Raw genomic sequence first — 16,740 nt, forward strand, 5'->3', positions numbered from 1 at the left:
CGGGTCACCGTCGCCGGGCCGGCGAGGAGCCCGCGCGGCGCAGCAGCGCGGCGGCGAGCAGGCCGCCGGCCAGGACCGCAACGGCGCCCACCAACTGCCCGGTCTCCAACGCGGAGGCGAAAGCACCTGTCACCGCCTGCCGTTGCGGCCCCTCGTCGGCGGCGGCGAGGGCTGCGGGGAACGATTCCGCGCCGGCCAGCGCGGGGGGAAGGAGCGCTGCGAACCGGGCGTTCAACACGGCACCGAGGACGGCGATGCCGAGACTGCTGCCGACCTCGGTCATGGTCCCGTCCACCCCGGCACCCGCACCTGCCTTCTCGGCCGGGATCGCGCTCATCACCGCCTCCACGATCGCCGGGTTGGCCAGGGCGCACCCGATTCCCATCACGAGCAGGCCGCCCAGCAGCACCCCGTACCCGTCGGAGGACAGGAGGGTCACCGCCGCGAGGCCGGTCGCGAGCAACGCCATGCCGACGGCGATGGCGGCGGCCAGGCCGAGACGGCGGATCACGGCGGCGGCGACGCCGCTGACGTTGAGCAGCACGATGGACAGGGCGAAGGGCGCCATGCGCAGGCCGGCCTCCCAGGCCGGGTAGCCGCGGACGAACTGCAGGTGCTGGGTCAGCAGGAACAGCGCGCCGGTGGCCCCGAAGGTGATCAGGACGACGCCGGACACCGCACCGACGAACCGGCGGTCCCGGAAGAAGTGCATGTCCAGCATGGGGTGGCTGATCCGCCGCTCCCAGCGGACGAACAACCCGAGCAGGACCACGCCGACGACAGCCGTGCCGAGCACCTCGGTCGAGGCCCAGCCCCGCTCCGGCCCGGCGATGATCGAGAAGACGACAGCGGTCAGCCCCGCGGTGGAGAGCATGGCGCCCCACACGTCGAGTCGGCCATGGGCCGGGCCACGGGACTCCGGCACGAGCGCCCGGCCCACGAGCAGGCAGGCCAGCACGATGGGGACGTTCAGCAGGAAGATCGCGCCCCACGGCAGGTGGGCCAGGATGGTGCCGCCGATCGGCGGTCCGACCGCGAAGCCCAACGCGCTGGTGGCCGCCCAGATGCCTATCGCGCGGGACCGTTCGGGGCCGTCGAAGACCTGCATCGCCACCGCGAGCGTCGAGGTGACCAGCAGCGCCCCGCCGACGCCCATCCCCGCCCGGGCGGCGATCAGCTGACCGCTGGTGCTCGCGAGACCCGCCACCAGCGAGCCGAGTCCGAAAAGGACGAGGCCGGCGAGCAGCATCCGCCGCCGGCCGTACCGGTCGGCGGCGGCACCCGCGGTGAGCAGCAGCCCGGACAGGACCAGGGCGTACGCGTTGATCATCCACTGCACGTCGGCGGTGCTGGCGCCCAACTCGGTGGTGAGCACCGGCACCGCCACGGTCAGGATCGTGTTGTCCAGCACGACGACGAGTTGGGCGACGCAGAGCACGGCCAGGATGAGCCAGCGGTGTGGCGCTCGGGCCGCCGCCTGGACGGCGACCGGCTGGACGACTGTCACACCGCTGTCCGTACGCCGTCGGCGGGCAGGGGCTCGGCGGCCGAACCGGGAACGGCAGCTGGCGTACGGGGGAAGCGCCGCTGGTGCGCGAGGCCGACCGCGACCCCGGCGGCCACCAGCACGATGGCGGCGATCGCGACCGACGGGTAGCCGAACCGGTCGGCCGCCGCCAGGCCCACCGAGGCGGCCACGAACGAACAGACCAGGCCGAACGACGACAGGACGGTGAAGTCCGTGCCGCAGGTAACTGGTCGCGAGTAGTCCATGTTGACCGTGTAGAGCACGACGTTGGCGATCGTGTAGGCCACCATGAAGCAGCAGAGAGCGACGACAGTCCCGCCCAGCGACGCGCGGCCGTTCAGCAACGGCAGCAGCATCGCCGTCGACACCGCGAGGGCCACGCCGCCCGCCACGAGCACCCGGCCGCGCCCGAACCGGCCGATGCCCACCCCGGCGACCAGACCCGCCACGATGGCCGGCGCACTCGTCACCACGCCGGTCACCACGCCGATCCGGCCCAGCGACCACCCCGCGTCCACCAGGGCGGGCGTCACCAGCGCGTACGCCATGCCCGCGCCGACGTAGACAAGTGGCACGACGCCGAAGGTCCACCACCGGCAGCCGGGCTGGCCGAACACCGACAGCAGAGCCCGGTAGGCAGTGCCGACGCGGTCCACCCGATCGGTCCGCGCGGGCTCGGAGAACCGCCACACCACCAGCAGCCCGGCAGCTGTCAACGCGGCCAGCAGGCCGACCGCCGGCACCCAGCCGAACCGGTCGTAGACCAGCACGCAGGCGCCGCCGCCGAGCAGGTTGCCGAGGTAACTCGCGGCCACCTGGATGCCGTTGCCGGTCCCCCGGTCCGTCTCGCCGAGCATCCGCACGGCGACGGCGTCCACGGCGATGTCCTGGGTGGCGGAGAAGAAGACGTACGCGGAGCAGATGGCGATGACCGGGCCGAGCGCGTCGGCCGGACGGGGAAACGGCAGCAGCGCCAGCAGGGCCAGCACCAGTGCGCTCTGCAGGATGAGGAGCCAGGACCGGTAGTGGCCGCGGCGCGGGGAGCCGTACCTGTCGAGGATCGGCGCCCAGAGGAACTTGATGGGCCAGATCAGGCCGACGACCTGCAACAGCGCGAGGGTGTCCAGGGACGTGCCACCGTCGCGCAGGATGGCGGTCAGCCCGACGGTGATGAAGCCGATGCCGAGGTACTGGGTGACGTACAGCGCGGTCAGGGTGCCGAGTCGGCCTCTCACGGGGCTCGCCAGTAGCCGAGCGACGTCAGCCGGTCCTTGTCGACGCCCAGCGTCCGGCGGATGTGCCGGGTGATGCCGCGCGTGGTGGCCGCCTCGCAGGCCACCCAGTAGTGGGCGGCGTCGTTGGCGGGCAGGTCGGTGCGGATTCGTTCGACGAGGTGTTGACGGTCGGCGTCGCGGGGCACCCAGGTGACGTCGTGGTGCGCCCGGGCGCGCGGCGCGAGGGCCTTCTCGCCCTCGTGGGCGTACTCCAGCCAGACGGTCGCCGGGATGTCGGCGCCGGCGTCGAGCAGGCTGTTCACCGCCGGCAGGGACGCCGCGTCGCCGACGAGGTAGAGGTGCTCGGGCGCCGGGTCGGGCAGTTGGAAGGCGCTGCCCTGGACGGTGGCGACGATGGTGTCGCCGACCTGCGCGGTGGTGGCCCAGCGGGCCGCGCAGCCGTCGTGGATGGCGAATTCGAGGCTGAACCGGCCGTTGGCCGGGTCGGGGTCGACAAGCGTGTACGCCCGCTGGTGCGCCCGGCCGTCGTTGTCGAACCACAGGCGTACCCACATCGTGGGGTGGACTCCGCACGCCTCGAGCAGGCCGCCGTCGTCGAGGAGCAGCCGCTGGTAGTGCCCGTCCACCGACTCGGTGGCCCGCACCGTCAACTGAAAGTCCCGACCTCCCATGGCCTTGAGGACCAGGGCTTCCCAGTTCCGTTTCACGCACCCCTCCAGGTAAGGCAAGCCTTTGTTAGGGGAGGGTAACCTAACTCCCTCGCCGGCGGAACGCGTGTCCTCCTCACGTCACCTCGGCCGCGATCACCCCAACCAGCAAAGGACCCGCGACATGACACACCAGGAGAAGATCACCGGACTCGGCGAGCTGACGCTGACACCCGTCGCGCCCGACCGCGACGCCGCGCTGTTGCACGGCTGGGTCACCCTGCCCCGCAACTCGTTCTGGGGAATGGGGTCACACACCCTCGATGAGGTCCGCGAGATCTACGCCTTCGTCGACGGCCTGCCCACGCACCACGCGTACCTGATCATGATCGACGGGGAGCCGGTCGGTCTGTTCCAGAGCTACCAGCCCGAGGCGGACCCGGTCGGCGAGCGGTACGCCGTGCAGTCCGGGGACGTCGGGATGCACCTGCTGCTCAACCCTCCTCGGCAGCTGGCCCGCGGCCTGACCGACGCCGTCGGCCCGGCCCTCGCCCGTTTCCTGTTCCGCGACCCGGCCGCCCAGCGGATCGTCGTCGAGCCGGACGTTCGTAACCGCCTCGCGCTGCGCCGACTGGAGATCGAGGGCTTCACCTTCGATGCCGAGATCGACATGCCGGGCAAGCGCGCCCAACTGGCGTTCCTCACCCGCTCCCGGTTCGAGTCGGACCACCCGGCGTCGATCTGACCGGGGCAGCGCCGGCTCAGTCGGCCGGCGGGGCAGCAGTCCCGCCGGGCTGACCTGCCAGAGCGTCCAGTTCGGCAGCTCGCGACGCCTGGATCCGGCCGGCGAGCATCTTCAGCTCCGGGCTGCCCCCTGCGGTCTGTTCGCCCCGGCACAGCACGACGGACTGCGCGAGGTGCGCCCGGATCAGACCGACCGCCCGGGACCGCACCTCGGGCTCGGGAGCGGCGCGCAGCTCGGCGAGAGCGGCGTCGGTGACCATGCCGGGCATCTGATGCCCCGCGTGGATGTTCTGTTCCGGAATGTTGCCGGCAGCCAGCAGCCTGCGCAGTTCCACCGATTCGGCCCGGTGCGCAGCCCGGATGTCACCGAGGACGGCGCGCAGCGCGGGGTCGGCGGCCGACGGACTGGCGTCGAGGGCGTCGATCACCGAGAGCGCACCCTCGTTCATCGGGAGCAGCAGCTGGATGAAGGCGTCGTCGGTGCCGTTGAGCAGCACGGACGGAGTCGGCGCGGGAGCGACTGACGCGGGCGCGGCGGCCCGGTCCGTGCGGCCCGCATCCCGGGTCAGGCCGACGGCCAGCGCCGTCGCGGCCAGCGTCGCGACGACGCCGACGATCCGCCCGGCCCGCCCGTTCACCGCGCGGCCTGGAACGCGCGGCCGATCACCGTCGCGCTGGTGCCGTCGCTGAACAACCCGGACCGGTCCTTGTCCGTGGCGGGGAGGCCGAACCAGGCGTAGCGCTGCACGTAGGAGAGTTGGCCGAGCATGTCCGCCGCCGCGGTGAGGAAGGCCGCCTGCTGCTCCTGGCTCGGAAACTGTTGACGCCCGCCGTCGTAGCGGATCAGAGCGAACTCGGTCAGCCAGATCGGCTTGCGGTACCGCTGGTGGACGGCCTGCAGGTACTGCCGAAGCTGGTTGACCGCCGCGGCGGTCGTGAAGTCGGCGCCGTACCAGTGCAGGGTGATGAAGTCCACCCGGTGACCCCGGGCCTTTGCGCCGGTCATGAACCGGTCCAGCCAACCCCGCGGGTCCGCGCCGCCCCAGGCGACCGCGGGGCTGCCCAGCCTGCTGCCCGTCGCCATCAGTTGCGGCCACAGGTCCAGTGCCTGCTCGACTGTCATGTTCGCCTGTTCGGGCAGGTCAGGCTCGTTGAAGGTGAGCAGGTGCGGCCCGGCGGCCCGGGCCCGGGCCAGCTCCGCTGCGGTGACGTTCTCCGCGCTGCGGATCATGGGTACGAATGTCGCGCCGCGCGGAGTGCTGATCCCCGGGTGCTGGGTGCCCCAGGTGTAGTACCAACCGGCCTTCGAGCTGGCCAACGCCTGGCTCGCTCCGGCGAAGTTCCACACCCCGACGCCCTTGCGCGCGGAGCTGACCGCCGGTGCGACAGGCGCCTTCGACGTCAGGCGCGCGCTCGGTGACGGCGCGCTGCTCGGGGAGGCGGACGCGGAGGCGACAGTGGTGGGCGCGACGGGCGGCGGGACGGCCCAGGAGGGCTCGGCGGCCGGATCGTCCGGCAGCGCCACCACCAACGTGGTGATCGCGAGGACCGCGGCAACCACTGCGGCGGCCAGGTAGGGAACCACAGCACGGGGCGCGTGCCCCGCGAGCTCGGCGACGCCCGGGGGATGCGGTCCGACGGCCGGCGCGGCGGCGGCCGGGGGCACCGTCGCACTCGGGACGTGGGCGCTGAGGCCGGCCGGCAGCGGCAGCATCGGCATCCCGGCGAGCAGCCTGTCGATCGGCAGGAACGTGGCGCCCGGGCGCTCGCAGAACGCGCAGTCCCGGATGTGTCGGGCCAGCCGCTTGCGCCACAGCGGGCTGGGAGTGCCGTCCCACTCGGCCGCCACCGCGCCCAGGTCCGGGCAGCCGGGGCGGGCATGCAGGGCGCGGACGACGCCCCGGGCGCTCTGGATCTGCTCCTTCATCCGGTGGATGCGCACCGCGACGTGCCCCGGCGACAGGCTCGCGGCCTCGGCGATCTCGGCCCGCGTCAGCTCACCGGTCTCCTCCAGCCACCAGAGCGAGAGCAGTTCCTGGTCGTCCGGGTCGAGCCAGCGGGTCGCCTCGGCGACCTCACGTCGTTGGTCGGTGAGGCCGAGCCGGAGGATCGTCATCCCGGCGAAGTCGGAGGCGGGATCGGGCACGTTATGGATCGCGTCGAGCCCGGCGTCGCGGTTGAGGGCGACACGGCGACGCTGATCCCAGTCGCGCACCTGGCGGATGGTGATCGCCACGAGCCAGGACCGGTACGCCGTCGGATCGTTGAGCGCGGGCAGGTGCCGGATCACCCGTACCAGGGTCTCCTGGACCACGTCGTCGACGTCGGCATGGCCGCGCAGCGCCCGCCCGACGATGTTGTAGACCAGCGGAAGCGAGGCCGCCACGACGTCGTCGAGAGCGCGCCGGTCGCCCTGTCGAGCCGCGACGACCAGCCCGGGTTCGGGTGCTGCCCGACCGGTTGACGACATGGATCCCACTCCTTGTGCGCTCGGTCCGGTCGGCGCGCGTGAGCGCTGACCGCCTCCTGAATCGGAGACGAGCGGCGGCGGGTCAGATTACGGTTTTCTCCTCCGGTCCGTCGGGCCGGTCGGCCGACGCGCCGGCCTCGGTCCCGGCCGCGAACGGAGTACGCAGGCGGGTCATGGACGCTGCGCTGACGTCCGCGGCCGGACTGCGCTCGTCGTCGACGACCCTTCCCCCCTCGATGGTGAAGGGGTTCCGGGCGGAGGTCATATCGGGCACAAGGTGCTCCAGGAGATGTGCACGGCAGCGCTCGACTCAGTCATCGGCAGCTTCGAAGCCGTGGGGAGGCGGAGGGGCGGGCCCGGCGATGGGCCATCGGTGCCCGCACCCACAGCCTAGCGCCCCAGGCGTCGTCAGGGCGCGGCGAAGCGGACCTGCGGTCACCGAGGCAGGTCAGAGCTGCGCGGAAACATTTCTGGCCGGCACCAATCCGGCCGGGCGCCGGCGACGAATCCTGCTGCGTGACCTGCCCGACCCCGGTGCGGGACGGGCCTACCAACTGTGGCTCATCCGGGGTGCCGAGCCGGCCCGCTCGGTCGGCCTGCTGACCGCCGGTGCCCGGGAGTCGACGACGGTCATCGGTCCGGTCGCTGCCGCCGGCACGTTCGGGGTGTCGAACGAACCCGCGGGCGGTTCCTCCGCCCCGACCCGGATCGTGGGACTCGTGACGCTGAGCTGACCGACTCGTCCTGCCGGGTCGGGTCGGCGCGGCTACGGTCGAGGCTGCGGAAGCCGTCCCCCCGACCAGGGTTCGGTGTGGTGCGAACGGACAGGACAGACATGACGGTTCAGATCGATCTCGCCGGCAGGACCGCGCTGGTGACCGGCTCGACCCAGGGCATCGGCGCCGCCATCACGGTCGGGCTCGCCCGCGCGGGGGCCCGGGTGGCAGTGAACGGCCGTACCGCCGCCTCGGTCGGGCGCGCGGCCACGGCGCTGCGCGACGAGGTCCCCGGCGCCGAGGTCGTCGAGGTGGACGCCGACGTGTCGACCGACGAGGGTACGGCCCGCGCCCTCGACCTCCTGCCCGACGTCGACATCCTGGTCAACAACCTCGGCGTCTTCGGCCCCACCCCGGCGTTGGAGATCTCGGACGACGAGTGGCGTCGCTACTTCGAGGTGAACGTGCTGGCCGGCGTCCGGCTGACCCGCGCCTACCTGCCTCAGATGATGGAACGCGGTTGGGGTCGGGTGCAGTACATCGCCAGTGACTCGGCGGTCGCCATCCCCGCCGAGATGATCCACTATGGCGTCTCGAAGACGGCTCTGCTCGGCGTGTCACGCGGGTTCGCGAAGGCCGCCGCCGGCACCGGAGTGACAGTCAACTCGGTGCTGGCCGGGCCGACCCACACCGGGGGCGTGGAGGACTTCGTGGCCGAACTCGTCGGCGACAGTCTGCCCTGGGAGGAGGCGCAGCGGGAGTTCATGCGGCTGCACCGGCCGCAGTCGCTGCTCCAGCGGCTCATCGAGCCCGAGGAGATCGCCAACATGGTCACCTACCTCGCCTCTCCGCTCGCCTCCGCCACCACCGGCGCGGCGGTCCGGGTCGACGGCGGCTACGTGGACGCGATCGTCCCGTAGCGGCCGGCTCACAGCTGGACGACGTGACCGACCCGGGGCGGCGTACGACCGGCGAGGACGTCGAGCCACGCGTCCCGCAGGGCCTCGGGACCGTTGCCGACCCGCACGTCGAGCCACCCGCTCGCCGCCGGGACGAACCGCTGCCAGGCTTCGGTGAACCGCCTGTCGAGCCCGTCGCGGCCCCAGTCCCGGCCGCGCTTGCGCATCTGCACCGGCGCGAAGAAGACCTCCCCGGCGGCTTCCGCGTTGGGCGTCTGGTTGGTGAGCCCCACAGCGATGTCCCGGACGAGCCGGTCGCCGAGGTGGGCGCGCAGCGCGGCCCGGGTGGCGGGCGCTCCGGACAGGTCGAGGTACACGGTGGCGACCGCGTCGAGGGCGTCGATGTCGTCGTACGCGATGACGTCGTCGTAGCACCCGAGTGACCGCGTGAACGCCACGTTGCCGGGCGAGGTGAGCCCGACCAGTCGCGGGCCGCGACCGTACAGCTCGGACGCTGCGGCGTACGCCGTCTTGCTGGACGCCGACGACAGGACTATCGACCGCGCGCCGTAGAAGTCGTTGTCGACGACCTGGTCGGCCAACATGAACGAGGTGAAGAACAGCGGCCGGAACAGGATCAGCAGGTCCTCCTGATCGGCCTGGTAGACCGGGTCTCCGGCCGTCGCCCGGTACGCGTTGTACGGCGAGGGCAGTTCGGCCCGGTGCGGGCTCGCGTCGCGAAAGCCGGACGCGTCCACCCGGTCCGGGCGGACCACCAGGTGGCCGGCGGGCGGCAGGTAACCGTAGACCCGTTGGCCGACCTCGACCCCGGTGACCGTCGAGGCGACCACGTCGGCGAAGCCCCACAGCGGCGGAAGACCCCACTGCGGCCCGAGCCCTCGCGGGCCGGGCGGGAAGAACTCCCAGTAGCGCATCGCATCGCCGAGCACCGCGTAGGTCACGTTGTTGGCGGTGAGGCCGACGCGATCCACGCGCAGCAGCGCCGCACCGTCGGGCGGCGCGGGCTCCCCGGAGTCGGCGATGGTGGTGTGGCGCAGGTCGGCACGGGCCACGGCGAAGGTCCACGAGTCAGCCATGGTGTGACGCTAGACAGCCTCGAATGAGGAGACAAGTGCACTGGGAGTGCAAAATCCCACTCGGCGGTCAGGGCTGGGGCGCGGTGATGTGCCGCAGATGCCCCAACGGCAGGTGCGGAGGCTGCCACTCCAGGAACAGGGCCGTGGCGTCGTCGTCGAGTTGCTCGTCCTGGTACGCGAGGACGGCGCGCACCAGGCGGCGCATCGTCTCCGGGCTGGGCAGCCCGTCGTTGAGGGCGCGGTTGACGAAGTCGACGAGGCGGTCCCGCCCGAACCGCTCACCGTCGGCACTCCTCGCGTCGGTGATGCCGTCGGTGTAGGCGAGGATGCGATCACCCGGGTGCAGCTCCTCCTCGTACACCTGGGGTCTTGCCTCGGAGAGGTGACCCAGACCGAGCGGCAGCGCGGTAGGCCCCGGCAGCTCCCGGATGGCCTTGCCGTCGCGCAGCAACATGGCGCCGGGGTGACCCGCGTTGATGATCCGGAGCTGACCGGTGCGCCGGTCCAGTTCGGCGAGCAGCGCTGTCGCGAAGTAGCTGGGGTGCTCGGAGCGCACCCACCGGTCGATGCTGATGGCCGTGTCGACGAGGTCGAGGCCGGACCGGCGGGCGTTGCGGTACGCGCTGACCACCAGCGAGGCCAGGGTGCTCGCCTTGATGCCGTGCCCGCAGGTGTCGAAGAGCCCGAGGCTGAGCACGTCGCCGTTCAGCGCGTAGTCGAAGATGTCGCCGCCGACGTCGTAGCACGGTTCGAGGATCGCGGTGATCACCAGGTCGTCGGTCGCGAAGGTCAGCGGCGGCAACAGCCCCCAGACGATCTCGGCGGCGACCTGCATCGGCAGGCGCCGCCGCATCCGCTCGACGACATCGCCGTAGAGCCGACGGTTCACCAGGACCTGGGCGACATTGACCGCCAACTCCCAGGCCGGCCCGTCCAACGCCGTGTCGGCGGCGGCCGGCGACACGACCTCCAGCACGCCCAGCCGCTCGCAGCCGAGCAGCAGGGGCACCCAGAGGCGGTCCGGATTGTCGGCGGCACGCTGCACGTCGAGGGTGGTGAACGCCCGACCGGCCAGGGTCGTCTCGATAGTCAGCTCGTCCCGGGCGATACCGGCGCCCAGCAGTGGCACGAGACAGGACTGGTTGTAGTCGGCCAGATAGATCACGATCTCGGTGGCGCCGACTGCCGGCGCGGCCCGGGTGACCAGAAGCGACAACTCGTCCGGCCCGCCCCGGGGTGCGTTGAGCTGCAACCAACGCGACGCATCGCCGGCGTCGACCAAGCTCCACCTCCCGTGTCCTGACCACCGTAGAAGCCCGACGGCGAACTGCCAACGTACGAAGGGTGCAGGAGACGAGGGACTCCCTGCTGCCGGCGGCCCCTGCCCGCCGAAAGGCGAATACCGGTCAGCTAAAGCGATATTGGGTTTAGGTCAGTTTTGAGGTATTAGATATGAAAAAGTCCGATTACGTCCCATCTGCGGTTCGGAGTGCGGGTGCCACCTGCCGACTCGGCCGACGTCCGGTGAGACGCATTCGTGAAAGGGCACATCGTGACAACCACACTATTGCGCCGACCTCGGCGCGCGGTCATGTCCGCGTTGACGGCCGTCGCCGCCGGCGGCGCGGCCGTCGCCGTCCTCATCTTCAGCGGCACCGGCGCGAGCGCGGCCGAGGCGCCGGTCAATCTCGGAACGGCGGCGAACTTCTCCGTACTGGCCGGCTCAACGGCCACCAACACCGGGCCGAGCTTCCTGGCGCAGAGCCTCGGCGTCAGCCCCGGCAACACCGCACCCGGCTTTCCGCCCGGCATCGTCGGCGGGGAGATCCACCTCGGCGACGCCGTGGCACTGCAGGCCAAGAATGACCTGACCACGGCGTACAACGACGCCGCCGGTCGAACGCCGTTCACCAACCTGCCCGCGGAGCTGGGCGGCGCCACACTGACTCCGGGCGTCTACCGGATCGGCGCCGCACAGCTGACCGGGACGTTGACGCTCAACAGTCAGAACGACCCGGCGGCGGTATTCATCTTTCAGATCGACTCCACCCTCATCACCGCCTCGAACAGCAGCGTGGTGTTCATCAACGGCGCCTCGCCCTGCAACGTCTACTGGCAGGTGGGCAGCTCGGCCACGATCGGCACCGGCACCCGCTTCATGGGCAACATCCTGGCCCAGACGTCGATCACCATGAACACCGGCGCCACCCTCCAGGGCCGCGCCCTGGCGCAGACCGGGGCGGTCACCCTCGACACCAACACGATCAACGCGCCCGTCTGCCTCCAGCCGACGGGAACCCCCACGTCGACCCCGACCGGGACACCGACCGGCACGCCCACCAGCACCCCGACCGGGACGCCAACCGGCACCCCGACCGGCACGCCGACCGGGCAGCCCACCGGGACGCCGACCGGCCAGCCCACCGGGACGCCGACCGGCCAGCCGACAGTGGTCCCCACTCGCACCGAGTTGCCCGTCACCGGCGGTAGGGGTGGCGGCGGCCTGCTGCCCGCCCTGACCGCGGTCGGCAGTATCGCCATCGCCAGCGGCGCAGCCCTGCTGCTCCTTCTGCGTCGACGCCGACAGCTCGAGTCCTGACCGAGGTGCCCCGGCGGCCGGATGACCGACCGCCGGGGCACCCCCAGGACGCGCCGCTGCAGCGCATCCAGCTGCTCAATCTCATACTTTCGGCTAGTAATGGACCGCACTTTCGGGTAACGTGCACACCGCACCACCTGAAACGACATGACGCGGCGGCGAGGCCCGTGGTCGTGGTCCTGTCGACAGCACATCGGATTCTCTCCGGTCGTCCTGGTCGACGGGCGGACACGGAGAGGACCAGCCCATGCTCACGACTGTCGAACCCACGGTCAGCACCGCTGCCAGCCGACGGAACGCCGGCACGGACGAACTGATTGTCGAGCTGGCCACCACCGCGGCCGACGACCCGCGCCGACCGGCCCTGCGGGACCGCGCCATCGAGGCGTGGTTGCCGCTCGCCCGCCACCTGGCCCGGCGCTACTCGGGGCGCGGCGCCCCCGACGAGGACCTGACGCAGACCGCGATGGTCGGCCTCATCAAAGCGGTCGACCACTTCGACGCGACGCGGGGCGTCGACTTCAGCGGGTACGCCATCCCGACCATCGTCGGGGAGATCAAGCGATACTTCCGGGATCGCACCTGGTCGGTGCGGGTGCCGCGCCGCCTCCAGGAGCTTCGGCTGTCGATCAGCGCCGCCAACAGCACGCTGACGCACACCCTGGGCCGCTCGCCGACGGTCGCCGACATCGCGAGCTACCTCGACGTCTCCGAGGAGACCGTGCTGGAAGGGCTGGAGGGAGCCCGGGCGTACCGGGCGACCTCTCTGTCCACACCCACCGGCATCGACGGAAGCATGGAACTCGGCGACACCCTCGGGGAGCGGGACCACGAGTTCGACCTCGTCGACCTCCGCGTCGCTCTCGGTCCGGCGCTCGCCACGCTGCCCGAACGGGAACGCCGGATCCTCAGCCTGCGGTTCCACGGCAACCTGACCCAGGCCCAGATCGCCGAGCAGATCGGCGTCTCCCAGATGCACGTCTCCCGGTTGATCACCCGATCGTTGGCCACGCTGCGCGGGCACCTCGCCGCCGACTTCGCCTGATCCATCCGACCGCCGCGGCGCGTCCGCCCGTCGGCGTTCAGTCCCTCCCTCAGTGTTCGGGCGGAGCGTGCGCCATCGCGGTGAGCAGGGCCGACACCGGCACGGTGGCGAAGCCGACCCGCGCGTCGCTGGCGCCGTACGGCAGCCACAGCTCGCCGTCGTGGATGAGTCCGCCGCAGGAGTAGACGACGTTCGGCACGTAGCCGTCCCGCTCGGACCGTTCGGGGGCCAGGAGCACACCGGGAAGATGTGCGATCACCCGATCCGGTCGGCGCAGGTCGAGCAGGAGCGCGCCGATCGCGTACCGGCGCATCGGGCCGACGCCGTGGGTGAGCACGAGCCAGCCCGCCTCGGTCTCGATCGGAGAGCCGCAGTTGCCGACCTGGATCAGCTCCCAGCTGTCCCGGGGCCCGTGCAACGGGACCGGGTGTTGCCAGCGGTTGTCGGCGTCCAGGACGGTCAGACCGATGGTCTCGCCGTCGGCGCGGCACAGCGCCAGGTGCCGACCGCCGACGGTACGGGGGAACAGTGCGATCCCCTTGTTGCGGGCTCCCGGCCCCCGCATCGGGGTCATCTCGAAGTGGCGCAGATCGGGGCTCACCAGCGCCCGGGTGGCGATGCTCCGGCCGTCGTAGGCGGTGTAGGTGGCCCGGTACACCGGCCGCGACCCACCGGTGAACAGGACGAACCGGGCGTCCTCCATGCCGTTGCTCTCCGCCGGGGTGGCCGGCCAGAGCACACGTTCGTGCAGAGCCGTCCCGGCGGGAAAGGCAGTGGCGTAGCTGCCGGCGTTGGTGCGCCGCAGGTGTTCCAACGTGTCCAGCCCGGTGCTGCGGGACAGCAGGTCCGGCGGCAGATCACCGAGGACCCGCTCGAACGTCGCCTCGTCGTACCGGTCGGGCAGCGCGTCCAGCACCGTGGCGGTGACCTCGTTGTCACAGTCCTTCTCGGCCAGACCCGCCACGAGCAGGTCCCGGCGGTGCCGCACTCCCGTGCGCTGTCCGACCACCAGCGGGCCGGACCGGTCGGCGACGGTGAGCTGGCGGCCCGGCCCGAGAACCGCACTGGCGAATCCGACTGACGACAGGTGACCCTCGCCGATCTGGCGGAGACTGACCGCCACGCGCAGCTGCCCGGCGCTCAACCCGCTCTGGTCGGGGTGGGCCACCATCGACGGGTTGCACAGGGCGGCGGCCTCGACCGCGTACTCGTGGCTGAAGTAGGCGCCGACCAGGAGTCGGCTGGTGGGCGAGAGGTGCCCGGTCCGGGCGGCGCGGTGCCGCACGAGGTCGTAATGATGCTGGAACGTCGCGGCGAGGTCGCGGTGCCGGGCACCGAACCGTTCGAGGGTGTCCCGCAGCAGGCGGGCCGTCTCTTCGTCGTCGAGGTGCGCGACACGCTCGATGAGCGCCCGCGCGCGGGTACGTACCACAGCCGCGTCCTCGCCCGGGACGAAGAGCTTGACGACGACCCGGCGGGGATCGGGGGTGAGGGTGACGTCCTGCCGGACGGCCAGGACGTCGGTCACGACCACCGCCGGGCGTGCTGGAGGGTGGAGATGAGCGCGAGGGTGGATTCGGCGCCCTGGTTGAGGTTGGGACCGTGCGCGGTCAGCCCGTCGTAGCCGCCGCCGGTGCCCGGATCCCACATCGGCGTGCCGAGGTCGTTGTCACCGAGGAACCAACCGATCGCCTGCCGGAGCCCGTCATCCCAGGCCGGGTCGCCGGTGACCGTGGCGGCCGTGGCGCAGGCGTCCGCGAGGGCTGCGACCTCGATCGGCTGCTGGTCGTGGTGAAACCGTACGGCGCCACGTCGCCACCCGGCGGCGGGTACGACGGACAGGTGCCCGTCGCGCAGTTGGACGTCCCGCAACCAGGCCAGCATCCGCAGACCCTCGTCGAGGGGCGGGCCACCGTGGCGCAGCTGACTGGCGACGATGACGACCTCGGCGAGGGCCGCGTTGGCGTAGGTCAACCGCTGCTGCGGCCAGGGCCACCGCGAGTCGGGGTCCGGTGGGCCGACAGCGCTGGCCGCGTCCGCCAGCAACGCCGCCGCGGCCACGTGGCCCGGGTGGCGACGCAGCACCTCGGCCGCGCCGAGCCCGGCGAACGCCATCGCGTGCGGCGCGGGGGAGCGCCGCGCCGCACCACGGCTGAAGGCGACCAGCGCCTCCTCCCGTACCCAGGCGGCCGGACTGCGGGCGACGGCTGTGCCAAGCCCCCACAGCGCTCGGCCCCACCAGTCGCCGAGCCCGGGTTCGTCGGCCCAGCGCCTGTCGTGCCCGAGCCGGTTGCGAAAGGCGCCGGTGGCGTCCTGCGCGTGGGTCAGGAAGGCGAGGTACCGTTCCGCGAGTCGCAGCAACTCCTCGGTCGGCTCCGGCTCGCGACACAGGACAACCAGGCCACGGGCCACGTCGTCGGTGCAGTAGCCGTGCTCGCGGCGGACGATGGCGTGCCGGGCGTGCTCGAACAGGCCGGTGTCGTCGCTCAGCCGGACCAGGTGCGCGAAGCTCGGCACGGGCGCCGTCATCCACCGCCTGCCGGAGGTTGCCCGGGAGCGGCCGGCGGTCGCGGTCATGCGGACGCCACGCTCACTGCGGGCGGGCGGACGGCGGTGAGCCGCTCGGCGAGGGTGCCGTAGCGGGCTGCCACCGCCGGCCAGCGCAGATCCGCGGCCAGTGGCCGCACCCGGCCGGCCAGCCGGGCCGCGAGGCCCGGCTCGGTCAGGATCCGCCGGACCGCCAGGGCGAGCGCCGCCGGGTTCTGATGGGGTACGACCAGGCCCGGCCCGCCGGTGAGCAGCTCGACGGCGTGCGGGAACGCCGTGGCCACGACTGGCACTCCGGCGGCCACCGCCTCGATGAGCACGCCGGAGGTGACCTGTTCGCGGGAGTCGTACGGCAGCACGACGACGTCGGCGGAGCGGATCAGGCGGCCGAGGGCCTGCTGGTCGTGGTAGACGTCCTGGTAGTCCACGGCGTGCGCGATTCCCAGTTGGGCGCCGAGCCGGTGCAGCCCCGCCCGGTACGTCTCGCCGTGGTGCTCGATCACCTTCGGGTGGGTCCGGCCCGCGACGGTGTAGGTGGGCGTCGGTTCCAGGTCCTGCAACCGGGCGAGGGCGCGCAGTGACCACTCGATGCCCTTACCGGGGCCGATCAGTCCCCAGGTGAGCAGGTGCGGACGGGTACGCCTGTCGACGGGCACGCCGGCGAGTTCGGCGGCGCCGTGCGGGATGACCGTCACCTTCTCCGCCGGCACGTCGTAGCCGATGAGCAGCCGGTCGCGGGCGGTGTCGGTCATCGTGACGACCGCCCCGGCGGTGGCGACGATCTGTTCCAGCAGGGACTTCTGCCGGCCGGAGGGCTCGCGCAGCACGGTGTGCAGGACCACGATGCTCGGCACGGTGAGCCGGCGCAGCAACGGCAGGACGTCCTCGCCGTCGGTGCCCGGGTAGATGCCGTACTCGTGCTGGACGATTGCCACGTCGAAGGTGTTCAGGACGGCTGCGGCGTCCCGCCACCCGGCCGGGGTCCGCGCCGACCAGGTGTGCACCACGCCGGGCCCGGGCCGCTGGTCGTCGCCGTGGTCGGTGACCCGCACGATGCCACCGCGCGTGCCGTCCGCGGTGAGCTGGGCGGCGAGGGCGGAGTTGAAGGTGGCCAGTCCACACCGCGTCGGCGGGTGAGTGCTGAGGAATCCGTAGCTGGGCATGAACGTCGGGCCTTCCGGTTGTCGGCCGCCACCCGGGTACGGGGGCAGCC

General features: G+C 72.1%; 15 protein-coding genes. 5 read left to right on the top strand and 10 right to left on the bottom strand.

Going from position 1 to position 16,740, the window contains the following annotated elements; genetic code table 11:
- Positions 1-4: 4 nt before the first annotated feature.
- The 3 genes from AB0B39_RS03905 to AB0B39_RS03915 are packed head-to-tail and all read right to left on the bottom strand — an operon-like array spanning position 5 to position 3,470.
- Positions 5-1,507: an MFS transporter gene (locus tag AB0B39_RS03905; RefSeq protein WP_357573423.1), complete on the bottom strand. Its 1,503-nt coding sequence runs from the start codon at positions 1,505-1,507 to the stop codon at positions 5-7.
- On the bottom strand, positions 1,504-2,763 hold the full coding sequence (locus AB0B39_RS03910) for an MFS transporter (protein ID WP_357573424.1): 1,260 nt from the start codon (positions 2,761-2,763) through the stop codon (positions 1,504-1,506). The genes AB0B39_RS03905 and AB0B39_RS03910 overlap by 4 nt, the downstream gene beginning before the upstream one ends.
- The gene (locus AB0B39_RS03915; protein WP_357573425.1) at positions 2,760-3,470 is read right to left on the bottom strand and encodes a siderophore-interacting protein; all 711 of its coding nucleotides are present in this window, start codon (positions 3,468-3,470) and stop codon (positions 2,760-2,762) included. The genes AB0B39_RS03910 and AB0B39_RS03915 overlap by 4 nt, the downstream gene beginning before the upstream one ends.
- Positions 3,471-3,594: 124 nt before the next feature.
- Between AB0B39_RS03915 and AB0B39_RS03920 the strand changes: the two genes are divergently transcribed.
- Positions 3,595-4,155: a GNAT family N-acetyltransferase gene (locus AB0B39_RS03920; RefSeq protein WP_357573426.1), complete on the top strand. Its 561-nt coding sequence runs from the start codon at positions 3,595-3,597 to the stop codon at positions 4,153-4,155.
- A 16-nt stretch (positions 4,156-4,171) separates the two neighbouring features.
- Here the strand turns inward: AB0B39_RS03920 and AB0B39_RS03925 are convergent, their stop codons facing one another.
- A complete protein-coding gene (locus tag AB0B39_RS03925) occupies positions 4,172-4,792 on the bottom strand; it encodes a DUF305 domain-containing protein (protein WP_357573427.1) in 621 nt (206 codons plus the stop codon).
- On the bottom strand, positions 4,789-6,624 hold the full coding sequence (locus tag AB0B39_RS03930; RefSeq protein WP_357573428.1) for a sigma-70 family RNA polymerase sigma factor: 1,836 nt from the start codon (positions 6,622-6,624) through the stop codon (positions 4,789-4,791). The genes AB0B39_RS03925 and AB0B39_RS03930 overlap by 4 nt, the downstream gene beginning before the upstream one ends.
- 362 nt (positions 6,625-6,986) lie before the next feature.
- Between AB0B39_RS03930 and AB0B39_RS03935 the strand changes: the two genes are divergently transcribed.
- Together AB0B39_RS03935 and AB0B39_RS03940 are read left to right on the top strand one after the other, a co-directional pair.
- Positions 6,987-7,358 (top strand): anti-sigma factor, encoded by a 372-nt coding sequence (locus tag AB0B39_RS03935; protein ID WP_357573429.1) that lies wholly within the window; start codon positions 6,987-6,989, stop codon positions 7,356-7,358.
- A gap of 101 nt (positions 7,359-7,459) precedes the next feature.
- The gene (locus tag AB0B39_RS03940) at positions 7,460-8,260 is read left to right on the top strand and encodes an SDR family oxidoreductase (protein WP_357490823.1); all 801 of its coding nucleotides are present in this window, start codon (positions 7,460-7,462) and stop codon (positions 8,258-8,260) included.
- Between the two features lie 8 nt (positions 8,261-8,268).
- On the opposite strand, the gene AB0B39_RS03945 is transcribed toward AB0B39_RS03940, so the two are convergent.
- Positions 8,269-9,336, bottom strand: coding sequence for a DUF2855 family protein (locus AB0B39_RS03945; RefSeq protein ID WP_357490825.1), 1,068 nt, complete (start codon positions 9,334-9,336; stop codon positions 8,269-8,271).
- 67 nt (positions 9,337-9,403) lie between these two features.
- Complete coding sequence (locus tag AB0B39_RS03950) at positions 9,404-10,618, bottom strand: PP2C family protein-serine/threonine phosphatase (RefSeq protein ID WP_357490827.1); 1,215 nt, start codon at positions 10,616-10,618, stop codon at positions 9,404-9,406.
- Between the two features lie 270 nt (positions 10,619-10,888).
- Here AB0B39_RS03950 and AB0B39_RS03955 point away from each other — a divergent pair, with 270 nt between their 5' ends.
- Complete coding sequence (locus tag AB0B39_RS03955; RefSeq protein ID WP_357490829.1) at positions 10,889-11,935, top strand: ice-binding family protein; 1,047 nt, start codon at positions 10,889-10,891, stop codon at positions 11,933-11,935.
- Positions 11,936-12,182: 247 nt separating this feature from the next.
- Complete coding sequence (locus AB0B39_RS03960; RefSeq protein WP_357490831.1) at positions 12,183-12,980, top strand: RNA polymerase sigma factor SigF; 798 nt, start codon at positions 12,183-12,185, stop codon at positions 12,978-12,980.
- A gap of 49 nt (positions 12,981-13,029) precedes the next feature.
- Here AB0B39_RS03960 and AB0B39_RS03965 read toward each other — a convergent pair whose 3' ends face one another.
- From AB0B39_RS03965 to AB0B39_RS03975, 3 genes are read right to left on the bottom strand one after another with little or no spacing between them, the layout of a single operon-like run.
- Positions 13,030-14,508 (bottom strand): glycoside hydrolase family 130 protein, encoded by a 1,479-nt coding sequence (locus AB0B39_RS03965; RefSeq protein WP_357573430.1) that lies wholly within the window; start codon positions 14,506-14,508, stop codon positions 13,030-13,032.
- Positions 14,505-15,509 carry a glycosyltransferase gene (locus tag AB0B39_RS03970; RefSeq protein ID WP_357573431.1) on the bottom strand — a complete coding sequence of 335 codons (1,005 nt, stop codon included), beginning with the start codon at positions 15,507-15,509 and terminating at the stop codon, positions 14,505-14,507. The genes AB0B39_RS03965 and AB0B39_RS03970 overlap by 4 nt, the downstream gene beginning before the upstream one ends.
- 44 nt (positions 15,510-15,553) lie before the next feature.
- Positions 15,554-16,690 (bottom strand): glycosyltransferase, encoded by a 1,137-nt coding sequence (locus tag AB0B39_RS03975; RefSeq protein WP_357573432.1) that lies wholly within the window; start codon positions 16,688-16,690, stop codon positions 15,554-15,556.
- Positions 16,691-16,740: the final 50 nt, after the last annotated feature.

The organism is Micromonospora sp. NPDC049114 (assembly GCF_040648635.1).
GTDB lineage: Bacteria > Actinomycetota > Actinomycetes > Mycobacteriales > Micromonosporaceae > Micromonospora.

Bases quoted from the DNA above. Each gene is read 5' to 3' on its own strand.
- AB0B39_RS03920 (WP_357573426.1), top strand. From the start codon at position 3,595: ATGACACACCAGGAGAAGATCACCGGACTCGGCGAGCTGACGCTGACA.
- AB0B39_RS03930 (WP_357573428.1), bottom strand. From the start codon at position 6,624: ATGTCGTCAACCGGTCGGGCAGCACCCGAACCCGGGCTGGTCGTCGCG.
- AB0B39_RS03935 (WP_357573429.1), top strand. From the start codon at position 6,987: ATGGGCCATCGGTGCCCGCACCCACAGCCTAGCGCCCCAGGCGTCGTC.
- AB0B39_RS03940 (WP_357490823.1), top strand. From the start codon at position 7,460: ATGACGGTTCAGATCGATCTCGCCGGCAGGACCGCGCTGGTGACCGGC.
- AB0B39_RS03945 (WP_357490825.1), bottom strand. From the start codon at position 9,336: ATGGCTGACTCGTGGACCTTCGCCGTGGCCCGTGCCGACCTGCGCCAC.
- AB0B39_RS03960 (WP_357490831.1), top strand. From the start codon at position 12,183: ATGCTCACGACTGTCGAACCCACGGTCAGCACCGCTGCCAGCCGACGG.
- AB0B39_RS03970 (WP_357573431.1), bottom strand. From the start codon at position 15,509: ATGACGGCGCCCGTGCCGAGCTTCGCGCACCTGGTCCGGCTGAGCGAC.
- AB0B39_RS03975 (WP_357573432.1), bottom strand. From the start codon at position 16,690: ATGCCCAGCTACGGATTCCTCAGCACTCACCCGCCGACGCGGTGTGGA.